Source organism: Mycobacterium sp. NGS15 (genome assembly GCF_059813245.1).
Genome location: NZ_JCALEF010000001.1, coordinates 249,454 through 265,946, shown reverse-complemented (window position 1 = coordinate 265,946; position 16,493 = coordinate 249,454). Strand labels below are relative to the sequence as shown.

Sequence of the window (16,493 nt, the reverse complement as noted above, 5' to 3'; positions counted from 1 at the left end):
GTTCAGCCGGCCCGCTTGAGCCGGACGAAGTCTTCCAGCAGATCGGCGGCGGTCACCGGGCTCTCAGCGGCTTTGGTCATTCGGGTAGCGATCTCGCGGGCACGCGTGACGTACTGCGCATCGAGGATGGTGCGCAGGTCGGCGACTAGTGTCTTCTCGGTCGTCGCCGAGAAACGCCGGGCGGTACCCACTTTCAACAGCTTGACACGCGCTCCCCACAATGTCTGATCGAGGTCGGTCGAGAGGACCAACGTGGGGACTCCTGCCCGCAGACTCGCGGCGGTGGTGCCCGCACCACCATGGTGCACCACCGCGCGGCACGCGGGAAAGGCGGCAGAATAATTCATTACGCCGACCACTTTGACATTCTCGACAAGTGGGGAATGGCTGAAATCACTTCCGCCGGCGCACACTAGCGCCCGCTCCCCCAACTGATCACACGCCGCGCTGATCATGGCAAGCGTCTCGGTGGCGGATTCGACAGGCATACTGCCGAAGCCGAAACAAATCGGCGGTTTGCCGCCGGCAATCCACGAAGCTACCTCGTCATCGGAATCTGTTGGTAGATCTAATGTGAGCGCACCGACGAAGGGCCTCCGGCCATCGTATTGCTCCCATTCCGCCGCTAATCCTGGCATACAGACCTCGTCGTAGGCCTGGATCTCCAACGAACCACGCTCCGCGATCCGCCAGGGCGAGGGACCCGTGGCTTTAGGCAGGCCCAGCTCGCGACGCTGTGGATCCTCGAGTCTTTTGAACATCGGCCAACCCAGCCACTCCGACAACCTCATGAAGGATCGTCCCAGCCGTGCGGGCATTCCCGGAATGAGCTGGCCGTTGGCGCGAATCGGAAACACGTGCAGCGTGGCGAACGGAAGGGAGTAGTACTCCGCGACATTGCCGGCTGACTCTTCACCAAGGACACCGGTAAAGAGCAGATCGGCGTCCGCCGCCTGTGACCTCAGTGTCGTGCTGACATCCTGCCAACACTGAACCAAGAACCGCCAATCTTCACGCAGCAACTCCCGCAGGTCCCGGATCCTCCAGAAGTTCTTCCAGAAGTTCCGCAAGAATCGCGCCCAAAAGTCACGGTTCACGTCCTGCCACACCCGCACGTCGGGTCCGCAAGCGACCGCGGAAAGTCCGGCCGCCTCGACGAAGTCCACAAGGTCGGGCGGGACGACCATGCGTACGTCATGCCCACGGCGCGACAACTCACGACCGACGGCGACGCCGGGCTCGACATCACCACGTGTTCCATAGAATGACAGTACGAATTTCATCGCAGAGCCCTTCAGTTCCAGTGTTACTGCGGAATGAAAGCGGGAGCCTCGCTACGGCTCAACCGCCCGGCAGCATATCCCGGAAGCCGCGTTATCAACTTTGAATTCAAGAGATTTGGGGATGCATCGAGAACCTTAGACAAACTGTGCAGAACCGGAGTTACTTGACCCGCAGCACAAAACCGGTCTGGTCACCACGGTTCTGCTGATTGAGCCGTTTGGCCCGCTTCTCCCACTCCCAGATCTGTCTGGGGCGAAACATACGAAGGATTTTGGGGTCGGTGACCGGAACATCGCCCCGATAGGCTTCGCTTCCGGTGAACTGACCAAAAGTTGAATCATCAAATGTCTGCGCGACGCGCAAACCGGCACGCTCTGCAGCCAGCGCCATTCCCCGGCGCGACGGTATGACCATGTGCCGAGGTGCGTCGGCCTGCACCCAATCAGCGCCGTAGATGGACCACGCTTCCGATGACGTTGTGGGTACACGGGCCAGGCATATGCCGCCGGCGGCCAACTTTTTGGAAGCCACCTCGAGTGTGGCGACCGGATCTGGCATGTGTTCGAGCGAGTGATTGAACATGATGAGATCGAATTCGCCTGTTACATCACTCAAATAGCACTTCAGCAACGGTACGTGTTCACGCGACTCGCCATCCTCTCCGATGAAGGGGTCGGCACCGAGCAAGCTGACGAACCCGACTCTCGCGAGCCGATCCAGCAAGGCGCCGCTTCCACATCCAACATCCAAGATCCGCGCATCTCGCGCGATTCCAAGCCCAGCGAGCATCTTGACAGCATCCCCCCCGAGCAGCACACGGAAGATGCCCTCCGGCACAGGCGAGGTCATAGCCGACCCGAATATTCTTCCCCCGCTGCGCAATGTGAATAGGTCTCGTTGCCTGACCAGCCACTGAAAGGCCTTTGGCTGGGACGAACCATTGTGGGAGTAGTAGGCCGCGGGGTAATGCCGCATGAGCGCTTCGCCCGCAAGGGCGTTGACGATCTGCAATGTGTCACACGCGGCGCAGCTGAAGTATTCGAACACCTCGCGGGTCCCGAACATCATCTCCCGAACCTCGAGCGTTCGATGAGGGCCGGTCGAGTCGCACAGTCGGCACGCACTGGTAACCGCCGTCATTCAAATCTCCTCCACGAGAGTCAGAGTCCGGAGAACTCACACCGCGTGCCAAGGGTCTGTGACAGCCCGCCACAGAACAACTTTCAAAGGAACCCCGGACCACGAACCTACCGCGTAGTGTCTTCGTACGTGTGGGGATCGGTGCTAGCACTCGTGGTACTGGTTGCCCTGAATCCAATACGCCTGGGCATCACCCTCCTCGTAATCTCTCGGCCACAGCCCGCGCAAAATCTGCTCGTTTACTGGGCGGGCTGTCTCATCGGTTGCATTCCCGCCGTGGTGGCGCCACTGACACTGCTGCATGTCACGCCGATGTTCAGATCATTCGCACAGGGCGTGGCGGGCAGCCCCACCATTCGGCACATTCAACTCGGCATGGGTGTGCTCGCACTATCGGTTGCCGCGCTACTAGCACTGTGGCCACTGCTGCGCCGGCGCCAGCTGCAGTACGCAGGCGAAGCTGTTCCGGCCCCAGAGCCGAATCCGCCGACACAGAACCCCATCTCACGACTCTTCGGCCGCAAAGAGGATGCGACGGCCGACGGGGGGTCGGTGGTCCGACGACTGCTGCGCCGAGCTAGCAGTGCATGGGAAAACGGATCACTGTGGGTCGCCCTGCTGATCGGCCTGCTACTCGGCGGAATCGAACCCGACGCAGGCCTGTTCCTCATAGCCATTTTGGTCACCTCGGGCGCTACGCTCGGGACACAGATCACCGTTGCGGTCGTCTTCATCATCGGTGTACTGGCGATTGTTGAACTGACCTTGATCAGCTACCTGGTCGCACCGACGAAAACCCAAGCGGTTGTGCAACTGTTGCATGACTGGGCACTGACTCATCGGCGAAAGATTTTGATAGCCATGTGCATAGTGGCTGGGATATCACTTCTGATCCACGGCCTGGGCGGTATCTGAAGGCTCAAACCCAGGTGTCTGCGCGAAACCCATTCGGGCACAATGGTTCGCCAAATACGATATCGGCGTTGCTGGTTGCTTTGCTTCCCCATTCTGCCAAGAAAGCGCGCCCGCGTGGGTAGTGTTCCGGGCCGTGTGGGGTCTACTGCTCGCGATGGCGATCATGTTCGCGGTCAATCCGGTGCTACTCGCCATCATCGTCTTGATGATCTCGCGGCCTCAGCCGGTGCAGAATCTTGCGGCCTACTGGATTGGCAGCATGATCGTGAGTCTTGCGGGCCTGCTGATACCGCTGATGGTGCTGCACATAGCACCGTCGTTTCGCACGTTCGTGGAGGACATGGCCACGCCGGGCAACAGCATCACCACTCGGCTGGTCAATCTCGGCATGGGCGTTCTCATGCTGTCGATCGCGACGCTCATGGCGGTGCGTTCGGTTCGCCAGCGCATGCGTGCGCGGGTACCGGCCGGCGACACCTCCGCCCGGCCGCGTGATTCAGATCCACCCAGCACCATCACGTCTCCGTTCGGCACCCTTCAGGATGAGGACGCGGCAGAGGGGTCGGTGTTCCGACGGCTACTTCGGCACCTCCAAAAGGCCTGGGAGAACGGGGCCTTGTGGGTCGCCTTCGTGTTCGGCCTGGCCGGATTGCCGCCGCCCATGTTGGTAGTCTTCGTACTGACTCCCATCGTCGCCTCGGGTTCCCCGCTCGGCACTCAGGTCATCGCCGTCATTCTGTTCGTCTTTGGAATGTTCGCAGTGGTTGAGATCACCCTCGTCAGCTACCTGGTCGCACCTGCGAAAACCCTTGCGGTACTGCGGCCACTGCATGACTGGGCACTGGCGCACCGCCGCCACATGCTGATCACCATATTCTCCGTCGCCGGAATCATTCAGGTAGTCAACGGCGTTGCCTAAAGCGACGAGGAGACATGCAGGAAACGCACGTCAGGCCCATGTCCCACGTCTCCCGTTTGCAGTCGCCATAACCTCGTAAATCAGCTTCATCATCGACGGGCGGGTGCGCCGACTCAGCTTGTGGAATCTCTGGAAATCTTCGAACATCGCCCGGAAACCGCGTTCGCTTATCCGGTACGACTCCAAGACCCGCCCCATTGCCGACGGATCCCAGGCTTCATCGCGAGCAGCCGCACAGAGCGTTTCATAGACCACGGATATCCAGTCCGTGCCAAAGGGCTCGGTGACTGGGCCACAATATTTCTGGCGCCGAAGATCGGTTTCAAGGAACTCGTCAATAGCTGCCTCATCCCGGGTATCCAAGTCCACCCCGAGCGCTACCGATATCCGTTTCATTTCCCGGCGCCAATCCTCCAGGAGGTTGGCATACCCCACGAATACGCGTGGTACATCACGTGTGTGCGCCTCGGCCAACAAGTTGAACTTGAGCCACAATGCGCTGGAGAACTCCGGCGATGCCGCAGCTTGGGCCGCGACTGAGGCGATGACCTCCGTCGGGTGGCGCACCGCTACCACTGTCGTCACATCGAATCCAGCCAGCCGAGTCGCCTCAAACCACATGTCGGACAGCAGATTTATCCTCGGGTCCTTGATGATCAGCAGTGGCGCGGGCGGCAACGACATCAGGTATGCCCGGATTTCGGCGATGCAGGCAGCCTTCTCGCCGGCATCGAACGCGCCCTCTTCTTGTAGACGCAAGGTCGTGTCGAATCTGGAGCTGCCGTTCCGATGCAGGATTCTCTCGTTGAGGATGATGGCTTTGCGCGGCTCCCAATAGCCCCGCGGGTTGGCCTGGTTGGCACCCGCCAGCGCGGGCGGGAGGGTGCCACCGCACAGCGAGAGCGCCCGGGTAATCGCCGACGTCCCGGACCGCGCCATACCCATGACAAACAGGGCGACCGGGCGAGACGGTCCATCCGAGGTCACGAGGACAACCTTGCGACCGGTGTCGCACGCAGCGCAGGAGTGTCGTGCCGCATCATGAGATCCTCCAGCGGTAGACCGCCCGGTCCTGCCGGGGCATCCGGCCAGAACGAGTTTCGAGGCGTAATTGACTGTGGCACATTGAATCATGCACCCGCTGCACATGTGACGACATCGGGCCGCTTTCCGCAATGTGGTTACAACGGTGGACGACTCGCCACCACCACCGTCGGCCTCAGACCCCGTCGAGTCCGGAATTCGACCACGATGGCCGGATCGGCGTGCTGAGCCAGCGCGCGCAGAGCCGACGGACTGTAGGCGCGGAGAGAACTGATAAACCCGTCGTGCTGCAATGGCGAGATCCAGACCAGTGGCAGCACTACCGCCAACAACGCAATGTGAAGAGCCGCCGGCGGCCTGGGCAGGTCCACGATCAAGAACTTCCTCGCTGCACGCGTCGCCGATGCGAACACTTGGGCAGCAAGATCGGGTGAAAGATGATGCAGCGACAAGGCAAATATCGCGAGATCGTATTGCTCGTCGACGGCATCGATTGCGGTGGCATCCATTTCTCGCACGGTTGCGCGCGGGTGACTGCCGAAATCACTGGCCGCCGCGGCGACGAAAGAAGGATCGATATCGGTGACCGTCACCTGGGCTGTGGGATGCATTTCGAGTAGCTTGCGTGATAATCCGCCAAGGCCCGCACCAAGTTCCAGGATCTTCGGGGTGGGCACCTCAGCGACCTCGGCCAGCGCGATTCGGGCGCATTTCTCGTGAACGCCGATCCACCGTCGCCGCCCGGCTCGATCAAGCGAGGACATGACCTTGCGCTTGAGGTAGTCGACGTCGTCACGGTCCAGATATTCCAGGCGGCTGGTACGCAACCGCCTGTCCAGCCAGGAAGCATCCGGACCGCCCCGAGGCATACTCGCAATATCGAGGGCTCTGTTCTCCACGTAGAACATCATGGATCACCGCGGCGGCGCTCGACATGCCTGTTGTGAAATCAAATGCGGTGCGGGGCATAAAAACTGCAATACCGATTCAGTTAATCCGCCGCGTACCGCAATAAAGATCTGGGTCCGGCCGTCTATCAGATCTACCGACGTCGCGACGAAACAGATTTCACCGCACCACTTCCGCGAAGCGGCTAGGCTCCCGATCTATTCGGTTGACTGGGCTGGGCTGGGCAGCATCTGTTTTGCAAACTGGACCACGCGTATTCCCAAATCCGTTCCCGCTCACAGCACAAAACCGCACGCGCGCGGCCGGAAACGAAGGAGTTTGACTGGTGCCTGAGCAGATACGTCGGGTGCGAGAGTCCCTGAAAAGACGCCGAGCGACCAAAGACGCTGCACAACTGGATAATCGCCTCGCATTGGCGGACGAGGCGCTGTTAGCAGAGCATCACGCCGCCGATATGAACGTAATCATCCAGGTGACGTGGCTGTACGGGCACACCGTCGATCTCGACGCTTTACGGCGCTTTCATCACAACCTCGGTCAGGGTTTGTTGGGCCGGCGCATCGAGCGTCCAGCACTACCGATCGCCCGGCATCGTTGGGTCGCGGACTCGGGTTCGTCGGACATCGACGTCACTCAGCACGCGCGTCCGCGCGCCGAGTTCAGCGACTGGGTCGATGAACGTTCGCAGTTGCGCATCGACCCCGAGTCGGGACCCGGCTGGCACATCGGCGTCCTTCCTCTTGACGACGGTACGACCGCGATCAGTCTGGTGCTCTCGCACAATCTCATCGACGGCCTCGGACTTGCGCTCGTCATAGTCGAAGCGGCCTTGGGCAAGACGCGGGACCTTGGCTATCCACCACCGATGGCTCGCACTCGACTGCGCGCTATTGGCCAGGATGCACGACAGACGACGCGGGATGTACCCAAGGTCACCCGCGCTCTCCTGGCTGCGGTAAAACTCGCCCGAAAGCAGGCGCGCGACAAGCGTGAGACTGTGCATCCGCCAGCACCGCTACCCGTCGCTGCCCACGATGTCATCGCAGACGACATCGTGCTTGTACCGGCCCTCACGATCTACGTCGATTTGGAGGACTGGGATGCCCGCGCGGAAGCTCTCGCCGGAGCGAGTCACACCCTGGCCGCGGCCTTTGCCGCCCGGTTCGGGGAGCGCATCGGGCGTAGACGTGCCGACAATGGCACCGTCACACTGCAGATCCCCATCAGTGAGCGCACCGAGGACGACACACGTGCCATGGCCCTGTCGTACGCGCGCGTCAGCATCGACCCCACCTCGATCACGACAGATCTGCGGGACGTTCGGTCCGCCATCAGGCAGACGCTAAGGGCGATGAAGGAGGTGCCAGATGAATCAAAGCAGCTCCTGTGGCTGCCATCGTTCACGCCGAAGCGGACCCTGAAACGGATGGTCGCCAGGATACCCGCAGACCCCGACCAGTCGGTGTTCTGTTCCTATCTAGGCGATCTCAGCTCAATGATCGGGTATCCCGCCGGGACACTCGCCGACTTTCAGAATGCACGAGCAACCGGGCAACGCGAACGACGCCGGCTGCTTGAGCGAACCGGAGGTCGAATGTTCATTCTCTCCGGGCGTCTCAACGGCAGAATCTTCATCAGCGTCGGCGCCTACCAACCGGGCGCCACGAACACCAAGGAAGCCTTACACGAACTAGCCGAGCTCACGCTGGCCGATTTCGGTCTAACCGGCGAGATTCATTGACGCATCGCGTACTCGTGTGAGCACCTCAGCGAGGCTCGCGCTTCAATCCAGGTCAGAAGTTGTGACAGGTCCGGTAGGCCTGCTCCATTACTCCGAGATATGGCTGGAAGGCCGGAGCATTCGCTACGTCTTGGGCTGTCTGTGCCCGCTTCTCCGGCCCGGCCGCAAGGAATTCCCGCAGGCCACGCTGCAGTATCGGCGATTGCGCGAATGCCTTACCGAATTGCGGGTCCTGGGCATTGAGCGCAGCCACCACTTGCGGATAGCTGCATGTTGTGTTGATGGCAGAATCCAGATCCGGGTCCGCAGACGCGATTCCGGCGGCGCTGGTCAGGGACAAGGCCAGTCCCCCAAACCCGACGGACAGTGTAGTCAGCGACAGACGAAACATGTACGTACTTCCTTTCCTACCAATACTTTTCGCATCATTCCGACCCTAACGGGCCAGGTCCAATCCCACCCGAAGTCAGGCATCTTGCATGACCAACGGCCGGGGATCCGCTGAGCCTCGTTGCACTCTGGCGGGGCGTTGGAGTACCCGCTGCGGCCACCAGAACCACCGTCCCAACAGCGCAGCGATCGCCGGTGTCATGAATGCACGCACCACCAAGGTGTCGAACAACAGACCGATCCCGATCGTGGAGCCGACCTGCCCGATGACGCGAAGATCGCTGACCACCATCGACAACATGGTGAACGCGAATACCAAACCCGCAGAGGTCACCACCTTGCCGGTGCCGCCCATCGCCCGAATGATCCCCGTATTGATCCCCGCGCCCAGTTCTTCCTTCATCCGCGACACCAACAACAAGTTGTAGTCCGAGCCCACCGCCAACAAGATGATCACCGACATCGCCAGCACGAGCCAGTGTAATTCGATACCGAGAATGTTCTGCCAGATGAGCACCGAGAGCCCGAACGCCGCCCCCAGCGAAAGTGCCACTGTGCCAACAATAACCAGCGCAGCAACAAAACTTCTGGTCATGATCAGCATGATGCCGAATATCAGACAGAGCGCCGCGACACCGGCAATCAACAGATCATAAGCAGACCCGTCGCGCAGGTCTTTGAATGTCGCGGCAGTCCCGGCGAGATGGATCTGAGCGTTTTCCAGCGGCGTCACCTTGAGCGCCTCTTCCGCCGCCGTCCGTACCGCGTCCACCCGCGACAAGCCCTCCGGTGTCCCCGGATCACCCCGGTACGTCAGGATCAGACGAACGGCCTTCCCGTTCGGCGAAAAAAACAGGGACATAGCGCGTTTGAAGTCCTCGTTCTCGAAAACCTCCGGGGGCAGATAGAACGAGTCGTCGTTCTGGGCACCGTCGTATATCTTTCCCATCGCGGTCGCGTTCGCGGCCGTTTGGTCTATGAGGGAAAAGATCCCAGACATGGTGCTGTGCATCGTCAGCATCATGGCGCGCATCGACTTCATGGTCGCGATCATCGGCGGGAAGAGGGCGATCAAGTCCCGCTGGTACCCATTCATCTGTTCTACGCGTTCGAGAATCTGATGCGTCCGAAGACTGAGCTGGTCGGTGCCGTCGAGCGCCTGAAATACGGATCTGATGGCGAAGCACATCGGAATGGTCTCGCAGTGCTTCTCCCAGTACAGATAGTTGCGGAGGGGCTTAAAGAAGTCATCGAAATTGGCGATGTAATCCCGCAACCGATCGACGGTCGCCGTCAGCTCCCTGTTCATGACGACCGTCTCGTTGGTGATATCGGAGATGCTGCTCATCAGCTCGTAGGTGTGCTGCATCTGGTTGATCATCTTCGTCGTGTCATCGGCCTGCTTCAGCATGTCGTCCACGCGTTCTTTTCCAAACGGCAGGATCTGCAGCATGCCGGCGCTTTGCAGGCTGATTTGAAACGGTATGGAAGTGTGCTCGATCGGGCTTCCCTCTGGCCGGGTAATGCTCTGCACCATCGAGATACCCGGAACGGCGTAAAGGCCCTTGGCAAGCTTGTGGAGAACCACGAAGTCTGCCGGATTGCGCATATCGTGATCTGCCTCGAGAACCAGGACATCGGGCGTCATTCGCGACTCGGGAAAGTGCCGCTCGGCGGCCGCGTACCCCAGATTGGCGGGGATATCTCGGGGCACATACAGCCTGTCGTCATAGCTGGTCTGATACCCCGGAAGTGCCAGCAGCCCGATAAGTCCGACCGCGCACGTCGCGGCGAGGATCGGGCCGGGCCACCGAACGATCGCCGTACCGACCCACCGCCATCGGCGGACCATCATCTTCCGTTTGGGCTCGAACAGCCCGAAACGACTACCTAGACCTATGACGGCCGGAACAAGCGTGACAGCCACCGCAACCGCAACGGCCATACCCACCGCAGCGGGAACTCCCATCGTTTGGAAGTAGGGCAGCCGGGTGAAGCTGAGGCAAAAGATTGCCCCCGCGATGGTCAATCCGGAGGCCACGACCACCTTGGCGACACTGCTGTAGGTGGTATAGAAGGCCGTCTCCCGGTCTTCGCCGGACTGTCGGGCCTCCTGGTAGCGCCCGGTAAAGAATATGCCGTAGTCCGTTCCCACCGCGATGCCCAGCGACACCAGCAGATTCACCGAGAACGTCGAAAGTCCAATAACCCCATGGTCTCCGAGGAACGCGACGATACCCCGGGCCGCCTGTACCTGTATTCCCACCATGACCAACAGCAGAATGACGGTGACCATTGAGCGGTATACAAAAAGCAGCATCGTGAGGATCACCACGAGCGTCACCACGGTAATTTTGATGATGGACGTGTTGCCGGCATGGTTCATATCCGTCAGCAATGGCGCGGGTCCCGTGACATAGGCCTGAACCCCGGGTGGCGGCGACGACCGTTCCACAATGCCCCGGACGGCCTCCACAGATTTGTTGGCCAGGGCCTGGCCTTGGTTACCCGCGAGGTTCACCTGGACATAGACGCTCTTACTGTCGGCGCTCTGCACGCCCGTCGCAGTAAGCGAGTCGCCCCAATAGTCTTGGACGTGCTGGACATGCCCGGTGTCGGCCCTCAGCTGACGAATCAAGTTGTCGTAGTAGACGTGTGCGTCATCGCCGAGCGATTGCTGGCCTTCCAGCACGACCATCGCCACACTGTCGGAATTCGATTCTCCGAAAACCTTCCCCATACGCTGCACCGCCTGGAATGAAGGCGCCGCTTGGGGAACCAGGGACACCGAACTTTCCCGTCCGACTTGTTCCAGTGACGGAACGGCAAAGGTCACGACGGCGATGACCGCCAGCCAGCCCAGGATGATCGGCACCGACAGCCTACGGATCAGCCGGGCCACCAACGGTGGACGGTTGACCATCCGGTGAATACTCATGCGGTCGTCGCCGGGCCGTAGACAAGGGCATTCATTGTGGTCAGCGCTCTTCCTTCTGCAGAAGGAAACTCACCAGCGGGCGTGGACCGGCCGAGTGGCGTAGCGCTCTGGCGGGGCGTTGGAGTACCCGCTGCGGCCACCAGAACCACCGCCCCAACAGCGCAGCGATCGCCGGTGTCATGAATGCACGCACCACCAACGTGTCGAACAACAGACCGATCGCGATCGTCGAACCCAACTGGCCGATGGTGACAAGATCGCTGACCACCATCGACAACATGGTGAACGCGAATACCAAACCCGCAGAGGTCACCACCTTGCCGGTGCCGCCCATCGCCCGAATGATCCCCGTATTGATCCCCGCGCCCAGTTCTTCCTTCATCCGCGACACCAACAACAAGTTGTAGTCCGAGCCCACCGCCAACAAGATGATCACCGACATCGCCAGCACCACCCAGTTCAAGGGGATGCCGAGAATGCTCTGCCAGATGAGCACCGAGAGCCCGAACGCCGCCCCCAGCGAAAGTGCCACTGTCCCAACAATAACCAGCGCAGCAACAAAACTTCTGGTCATGATCAGCATGATGCCGAATATCAGACAGAGCGCCGCGGTGGCCGCGATCAACAGGTCGTACTTCGAGCCGTCGACAATGTCTTTGACCGACGCTGCGGTGCCCGTCATATAGATCTTGGCATTCCGCAACGGTGTGCCCTTGAGCGCCTCGGCAGCCGCAGTCTCTATCGGCTCAACCAACGACATGCCCTCGCGGGTCGCAGGATCACCCCTCTGCGATATCAGCATCCGGGCCGCCTTCCCGTCCGAGGACAAGAAGATATCCATGACGCGTTTGAAGTCCTCGTTCTCGAAAACCTCCGGGGGCAGATAGAACGAGTCGTCGTTCTGGGCGGCATCGAAAGCCTTACCCATCGCTGTCGAGTTATTGGTCGACTGCTCCATCTGATCGAAGATCCCAGACATGGTGCTATGCATGGACAGCATCATTTTCCGGGTGGATTCCATGGTCTCGATCATCACGGGAAACTGCTGGGCCATTTGCGGAAGGAGCTCGTCCAGCCGATCAAGATTCGCGACCAGGTCACCTAGTTTGTCGGAGACTTCGTCGACCCCGTCGAGCGTGTCGAAGACTGAACGGATGGCCTGACAGACCGGAATGTCGTAACAGTGCTTTTCCCAGTAGAGATAGTTTCGGATTGGTCTGATGAAGTCGTCGAAATCCATGACGTGATCCCGCAGCTCATTCATGATCGTTTCGAGCTCGTGCGTTGTTCCGACCATGCCGTGGGTCGTGCCCACCATCTGCTCCGTCAACGCTTGCATCCGCTTCATGATGGCTATCGTCTTCAGCATGTCGTCGGCTTGGACCAGCAGATCGTCCATGCGGTTCTTCTGAAACGGCATCAAATGTGATTGGCTCGCGCTGCTCATGCTGAGCATGAACGGAATGGTGGTGTGTTTCAAAGGCTCGCCGCCAGGCCGAGTTACCGCCTGAACCCTGGACACGCCGGGAACCGCTTGGACACCGCGCGCGAGTTTGTTCAGCACCAGAAAGTCGACCGGATTGCGCATATCGTGGTCGGCTTCGATCAAGAGAACATCGGGGGCCATCATCAACGACTGAGGGAAATGTCGTGAGGCCGCCGCATAGCCCACGTTGGCGGGAATATCCTGCGGGATGTATTTCTGGTCGTTGTAGCTGGGCTGGTACACGGGCAGCGTCAACAGCCCTATGAGCGCCACCGCGCACGTCGCGACGAGAATCGGTGCCGGCCAACGCACAATCGCCGTCCCGAGCTGTCGCCATCGACGGACCGTGACCCTTCTCTTGGGCTCAAACAGCCCAAAACGGCTGCCGAGGGCGATCACCGCGGGAACGAGTGTGATCGCTACCGCGACGGCAACCACCATGCCCACGGCGGTGGCGACTCCCAATGTTTGATAGACGGGGAGCCGGGTGAAGTGCAGACAGAGAACCGCGCCGGCAATGGTCAAACCCGATCCCAGCACCACCTTCGCGACGCTGCGAAAGGTTGTGTAAAACGCCGTCTCAGGATCCTGACCGGACTGGCGTGCCTCCTGGTATCGCCCGGTGAAAAATATGCCGTAGTCCGTGCCAGCCGCAATGGCGAGTGCCACAAGCAGATTCACGACGAATGTGGTTATACCGATAAGCCCAAGATTGCCGAGTAACGCCACGAACCCTCGGGCCACCGTCAACTCTATTCCGACGACAATCAGCATCAGGACCACGGAAACGACCGATCGATACACCAAGAGCAACATGGCGAAAATCACCGCGAGACTTAGCCCCGTGACCAAGAGAACCGTCCTGTTGCCGGCGGGACCCAAATCCGCGGCGAACGCCGCAGGGCCCGTCACATAGGCCTTCACCCCCGACGGTGCCGGCATCCGATCCACGATGCCCCGAACGGCCTCAACGGATTGATTCGCCGAAGCCCCTTCTCGGGGATCCGTCAGAGCCACTTGTACATACGTTGCCTTACCGTCGAGACTTTGCGCAGCAGCCTGCGTCATCTGATCGCCCCAGAAATCCTGCACATGCTGCACGTGCGCCGTGTCGGATTTCAATTGGCGAATCATCTCGTCGTAGTAGCGGTGCGTATCGTCACCGAGGGGTTGCTGACCCTCCACAACGATCATCGCCACCACGCTGGAATTTGATTCGTCGAACAGCTTTCCCATCCGTTGCGTCGCCTGAAATGACGGCGCCGCATCCGGATTCATTGCCACCGCGTGTTCCTTCTCGACCTGCTCAAGTGAGGGAACGGTGATGCTCAGGACGACCGCTATCGCCAACCAACCAAGGATGATCGGAATAGACAGACGGCGAATCACCCGTGCCAGGAGTGGCCGACGGTGGCCCACCGGCAACGGTTCCGTCGGGGGGTCGTTGAGAGTGCTCATGCGGCCTTCAACATGCAGAAGGTCAATGCGCTGACGCCGTACCGGATCTTCTCGTCCTTGACCTTGTCGCCCACGAGGATGCGGCAGCCAATGCTGTCGGTGTCTCCCTGCGCGGTGAGGTTTCCCATGGCCGTCGCCTCGGTGATCGGGAACTCCACCGACCAGGGCAGCGCAGCTTGCTTGATCACCTGTGGCTCTGCGTCCGCATCGAAGTAGCTGATGGTCGCCACCGTGCCCGGGGGTCCGAACACCTCATAGATCAGGTACTTGGGGTCGTGGGGCCGCTTCTCTTCCCGTTCGGCACTGGCATACACGGGACGACGCTCGTTACCGAAGACGCCGTGCAACCGCGACACGGTGAATCCACCCGCGACTGCCACCACCATGAGCACCAACGGAATCCACACACGCTTCAAGATCGTGAAAATCTCGAGTCCCTCCGACTGTCTTCTGCGCTCGGCAGCATCTCAGCTGCACGAACATGTATCTTCAGATCGGATGTGAACACAACGGATAACCGAACTTCGAATGCGGCGGCACCCTGGCTCGGTCGTGTGCGAAGCACTGCCAACGTGCGGCACGCCTCGTCGCGCGCGACCCGATTCCGACGAGTAAATCATGTCGGTGCGCCACGAACGAGACAATCCGCAATCTAGGTCTGGAAACGTCTAATACCTTGTTGTCCACCAAATTTGGGAATGGACTGCTCGTCCAGAAATTGGTTCTCGCGCCGTCCGGTGGCGCTGCTCCCTGGCGAGCCCGCAGATGTGGGGCCTCGCCGTAATCACATCCCACACCAACGCGTGCGCGAAACAGCTTGCGAGAGCCCGCAGTACAACTGCAGATCACCAAATAAGCATCGGTGCCAATATTTTCGGACTGCTACCCGTCAGCATCCACGGAGTCGGGATCCATCGATGGCTGAATCCACCGGAATCCGGACTTGCTGCGCTCCATGAACCGGCGCTCATAGGTGCCCTCGATCCTCTTGCCATCCACCACACCGGTGAGGACCAGCCGATCCGGGCTGGGCTGCTGCGCGTGAAGTGTCTGTTGCGGCGGACTGGACTCACGCTTGCGCAACTCCAGCCGGTCACCGTTGACCGCTAACAGCCACGCAGCGGTACGTCCGTCGGGCGTCTGGGAGACAAACTTCATCACACTGAACTCCGCCACGGTGTCGCGGTGGGAAATCGCCACGTTGGGCCATGGTGCGGGGTCAGTCTGGTTCAGCGTTGCCCCGCGCCCGTCGATGGTGAATGACGTTGCGTGCCAAACGCCATCCAGGCTCGAGGTGGGTGTCTTGTATGTCGAGTACACCGCTAGTGACTGCAGCACGATAAGTGCCGTCAGGACCGAAGACAGCCCGAACTTCAGCACGATGCCCGTCCTGAGCAGCCATCGCCGGTCCGAGCCGAGCGCCTGCCACAGCCGCACCGGCTGGGTGGGGCTGCGGTTGAAGATCACCCGCACAAGGTTTGGCCACAGTGGCGCGGTAACGGCGACCGCAATCAAGAACAGCTCTCCCGAGACCTGTTTGACCGGAACGTCATACGTCATGTTGAGCAGGAACACCTGCCCCATGGCGAACACCGACCCCAAGGCGCCCAAGACCCACGTGCGCTTCCACAGCAGCAGTAACCCGGACACCAGTTCCACGGTCCCGGTGGCTATCGAATACGGCTCCGAAGCGCCCATGAAGCCCCACAGCGTATTGAACAGGCTTGTGTCGCCGGCCAATTGCAGCTGCCGATCAGGAAGGCCCATGAACCCCATCTGCGTGGGAATCGCCTTCGCGATCCCGTACGTGATCATCGACATCGCCAGACCGAACCGTGCGAAAACCCATAGCGAGGCGGCCAGGCGCCGGTAGTTCGGCCGGTGGCGGTCCAACGCCGTCCACACGACGGTGATCACCAGCGCGATCACAATCCAGCCCAGGTGGTAGCACCACGACCACAACAGGTCCCCTCCGGAAGACACGGTGAGTTCGATACCGCGACCGCGGATGAGGAAACTTCCTATCTGGGCCGTCAGCCACAACACCGGCTCACACAGGTTGTAAAGCCCGAGGTTGTCGTACACCGAGAGCAGAAGAATCCCGCCGCCAATGGTGAACAGCAGACGGAATCCGATCTTCTGCAACGAAGTCCACCGCGCTGGAGTATCAGCTCCATCGTCTTCGGAGGTACCGGACAGCACGGGTACATCGGTCGTCATGCCGCGAGCCTAGCCGTCCCGCGAGTGTCTGCGCCTCCGGGAAAACCCT

Annotated in this window: 12 protein-coding genes; 3 read left to right on the top strand and 9 right to left on the bottom strand. The window is 60.4% G+C overall.

What is annotated here, in order from left to right:
• Positions 1-2 precede the first annotated feature (2 nt).
• The gene (locus AC5Y5C_RS01310; protein WP_499968308.1) at positions 3-1,283 is read right to left on the bottom strand and encodes a glycosyltransferase; all 1,281 of its coding nucleotides are present in this window, start codon (positions 1,281-1,283) and stop codon (positions 3-5) included.
• Positions 1,284-1,443: 160 nt separating this feature from the next.
• Positions 1,444-2,424 carry a class I SAM-dependent methyltransferase gene (locus tag AC5Y5C_RS01305; RefSeq protein ID WP_499968306.1) on the bottom strand — a complete coding sequence of 327 codons (981 nt, stop codon included), beginning with the start codon at positions 2,422-2,424 and terminating at the stop codon, positions 1,444-1,446.
• Between the two features lie 129 nt (positions 2,425-2,553).
• Here AC5Y5C_RS01305 and AC5Y5C_RS01300 point away from each other — a divergent pair, with 129 nt between their 5' ends.
• Together AC5Y5C_RS01300 and AC5Y5C_RS01295 are read left to right on the top strand one after the other, a co-directional pair.
• Positions 2,554-3,339 (top strand): GAP family protein, encoded by a 786-nt coding sequence (locus AC5Y5C_RS01300; RefSeq protein WP_499969280.1) that lies wholly within the window; start codon positions 2,554-2,556, stop codon positions 3,337-3,339.
• A 133-nt stretch (positions 3,340-3,472) separates the two neighbouring features.
• A complete protein-coding gene (locus AC5Y5C_RS01295; RefSeq protein WP_499968304.1) occupies positions 3,473-4,258 on the top strand; it encodes a GAP family protein in 786 nt (261 codons plus the stop codon).
• Between the two features lie 30 nt (positions 4,259-4,288).
• Here the strand turns inward: AC5Y5C_RS01295 and AC5Y5C_RS01290 are convergent, their stop codons facing one another.
• Both AC5Y5C_RS01290 and AC5Y5C_RS01285 read right to left on the bottom strand, forming a co-directional pair.
• A complete protein-coding gene (locus tag AC5Y5C_RS01290; protein ID WP_499969278.1) occupies positions 4,289-5,203 on the bottom strand; it encodes a sulfotransferase family protein in 915 nt (304 codons plus the stop codon).
• 236 nt (positions 5,204-5,439) lie between these two features.
• Entirely contained in the window at positions 5,440-6,210 is a 771-nt protein-coding gene (locus AC5Y5C_RS01285) for a methyltransferase domain-containing protein (RefSeq protein ID WP_499969277.1), read from the bottom strand.
• Between the two features lie 326 nt (positions 6,211-6,536).
• Here AC5Y5C_RS01285 and AC5Y5C_RS01280 point away from each other — a divergent pair, with 326 nt between their 5' ends.
• Entirely contained in the window at positions 6,537-7,952 is a 1,416-nt protein-coding gene (locus tag AC5Y5C_RS01280) for a hypothetical protein (RefSeq protein ID WP_499968302.1), read from the top strand.
• 52 nt (positions 7,953-8,004) lie between these two features.
• Here the strand turns inward: AC5Y5C_RS01280 and AC5Y5C_RS01275 are convergent, their stop codons facing one another.
• The 5 genes from AC5Y5C_RS01275 to AC5Y5C_RS01255 form a co-directional block, all read right to left on the bottom strand.
• Positions 8,005-8,343 (bottom strand): hemophore-related protein, encoded by a 339-nt coding sequence (locus AC5Y5C_RS01275; RefSeq protein ID WP_499968300.1) that lies wholly within the window; start codon positions 8,341-8,343, stop codon positions 8,005-8,007.
• A gap of 75 nt (positions 8,344-8,418) precedes the next feature.
• Complete coding sequence (locus AC5Y5C_RS01270; RefSeq protein WP_499968298.1) at positions 8,419-11,280, bottom strand: MMPL/RND family transporter; 2,862 nt, start codon at positions 11,278-11,280, stop codon at positions 8,419-8,421.
• Between the two features lie 40 nt (positions 11,281-11,320).
• Entirely contained in the window at positions 11,321-14,224 is a 2,904-nt protein-coding gene (locus tag AC5Y5C_RS01265) for an MMPL/RND family transporter (RefSeq protein ID WP_499968296.1), read from the bottom strand.
• On the bottom strand, positions 14,221-14,631 hold the full coding sequence (locus AC5Y5C_RS01260) for an MmpS family transport accessory protein (RefSeq protein WP_499969275.1): 411 nt from the start codon (positions 14,629-14,631) through the stop codon (positions 14,221-14,223). The genes AC5Y5C_RS01265 and AC5Y5C_RS01260 overlap by 4 nt, the downstream gene beginning before the upstream one ends.
• Before the next feature lie 475 nt (positions 14,632-15,106).
• Positions 15,107-16,444 (bottom strand): hypothetical protein, encoded by a 1,338-nt coding sequence (locus tag AC5Y5C_RS01255; RefSeq protein ID WP_499968294.1) that lies wholly within the window; start codon positions 16,442-16,444, stop codon positions 15,107-15,109.
• Positions 16,445-16,493: the final 49 nt, after the last annotated feature.

Excerpts from the sequence above, each read along its gene's own strand:
- AC5Y5C_RS01310 (WP_499968308.1), bottom strand. The coding sequence starts at position 1,283 with ATGAAATTCGTACTGTCATTCTATGGAACACGTGGTGATGTCGAGCCC.
- AC5Y5C_RS01305 (WP_499968306.1), bottom strand. The coding sequence starts at position 2,424 with ATGACGGCGGTTACCAGTGCGTGCCGACTGTGCGACTCGACCGGCCCT.
- AC5Y5C_RS01290 (WP_499969278.1), bottom strand. The coding sequence starts at position 5,203 with ATGGGTATGGCGCGGTCCGGGACGTCGGCGATTACCCGGGCGCTCTCG.
- AC5Y5C_RS01285 (WP_499969277.1), bottom strand. The coding sequence starts at position 6,210 with ATGTTCTACGTGGAGAACAGAGCCCTCGATATTGCGAGTATGCCTCGG.
- AC5Y5C_RS01275 (WP_499968300.1), bottom strand. The coding sequence starts at position 8,343 with ATGTTTCGTCTGTCGCTGACTACACTGTCCGTCGGGTTTGGGGGACTG.
- AC5Y5C_RS01270 (WP_499968298.1), bottom strand. The coding sequence starts at position 11,280 with ATGAGTATTCACCGGATGGTCAACCGTCCACCGTTGGTGGCCCGGCTG.
- AC5Y5C_RS01265 (WP_499968296.1), bottom strand. The coding sequence starts at position 14,224 with ATGAGCACTCTCAACGACCCCCCGACGGAACCGTTGCCGGTGGGCCAC.
- AC5Y5C_RS01255 (WP_499968294.1), bottom strand. The coding sequence starts at position 16,444 with ATGACGACCGATGTACCCGTGCTGTCCGGTACCTCCGAAGACGATGGA.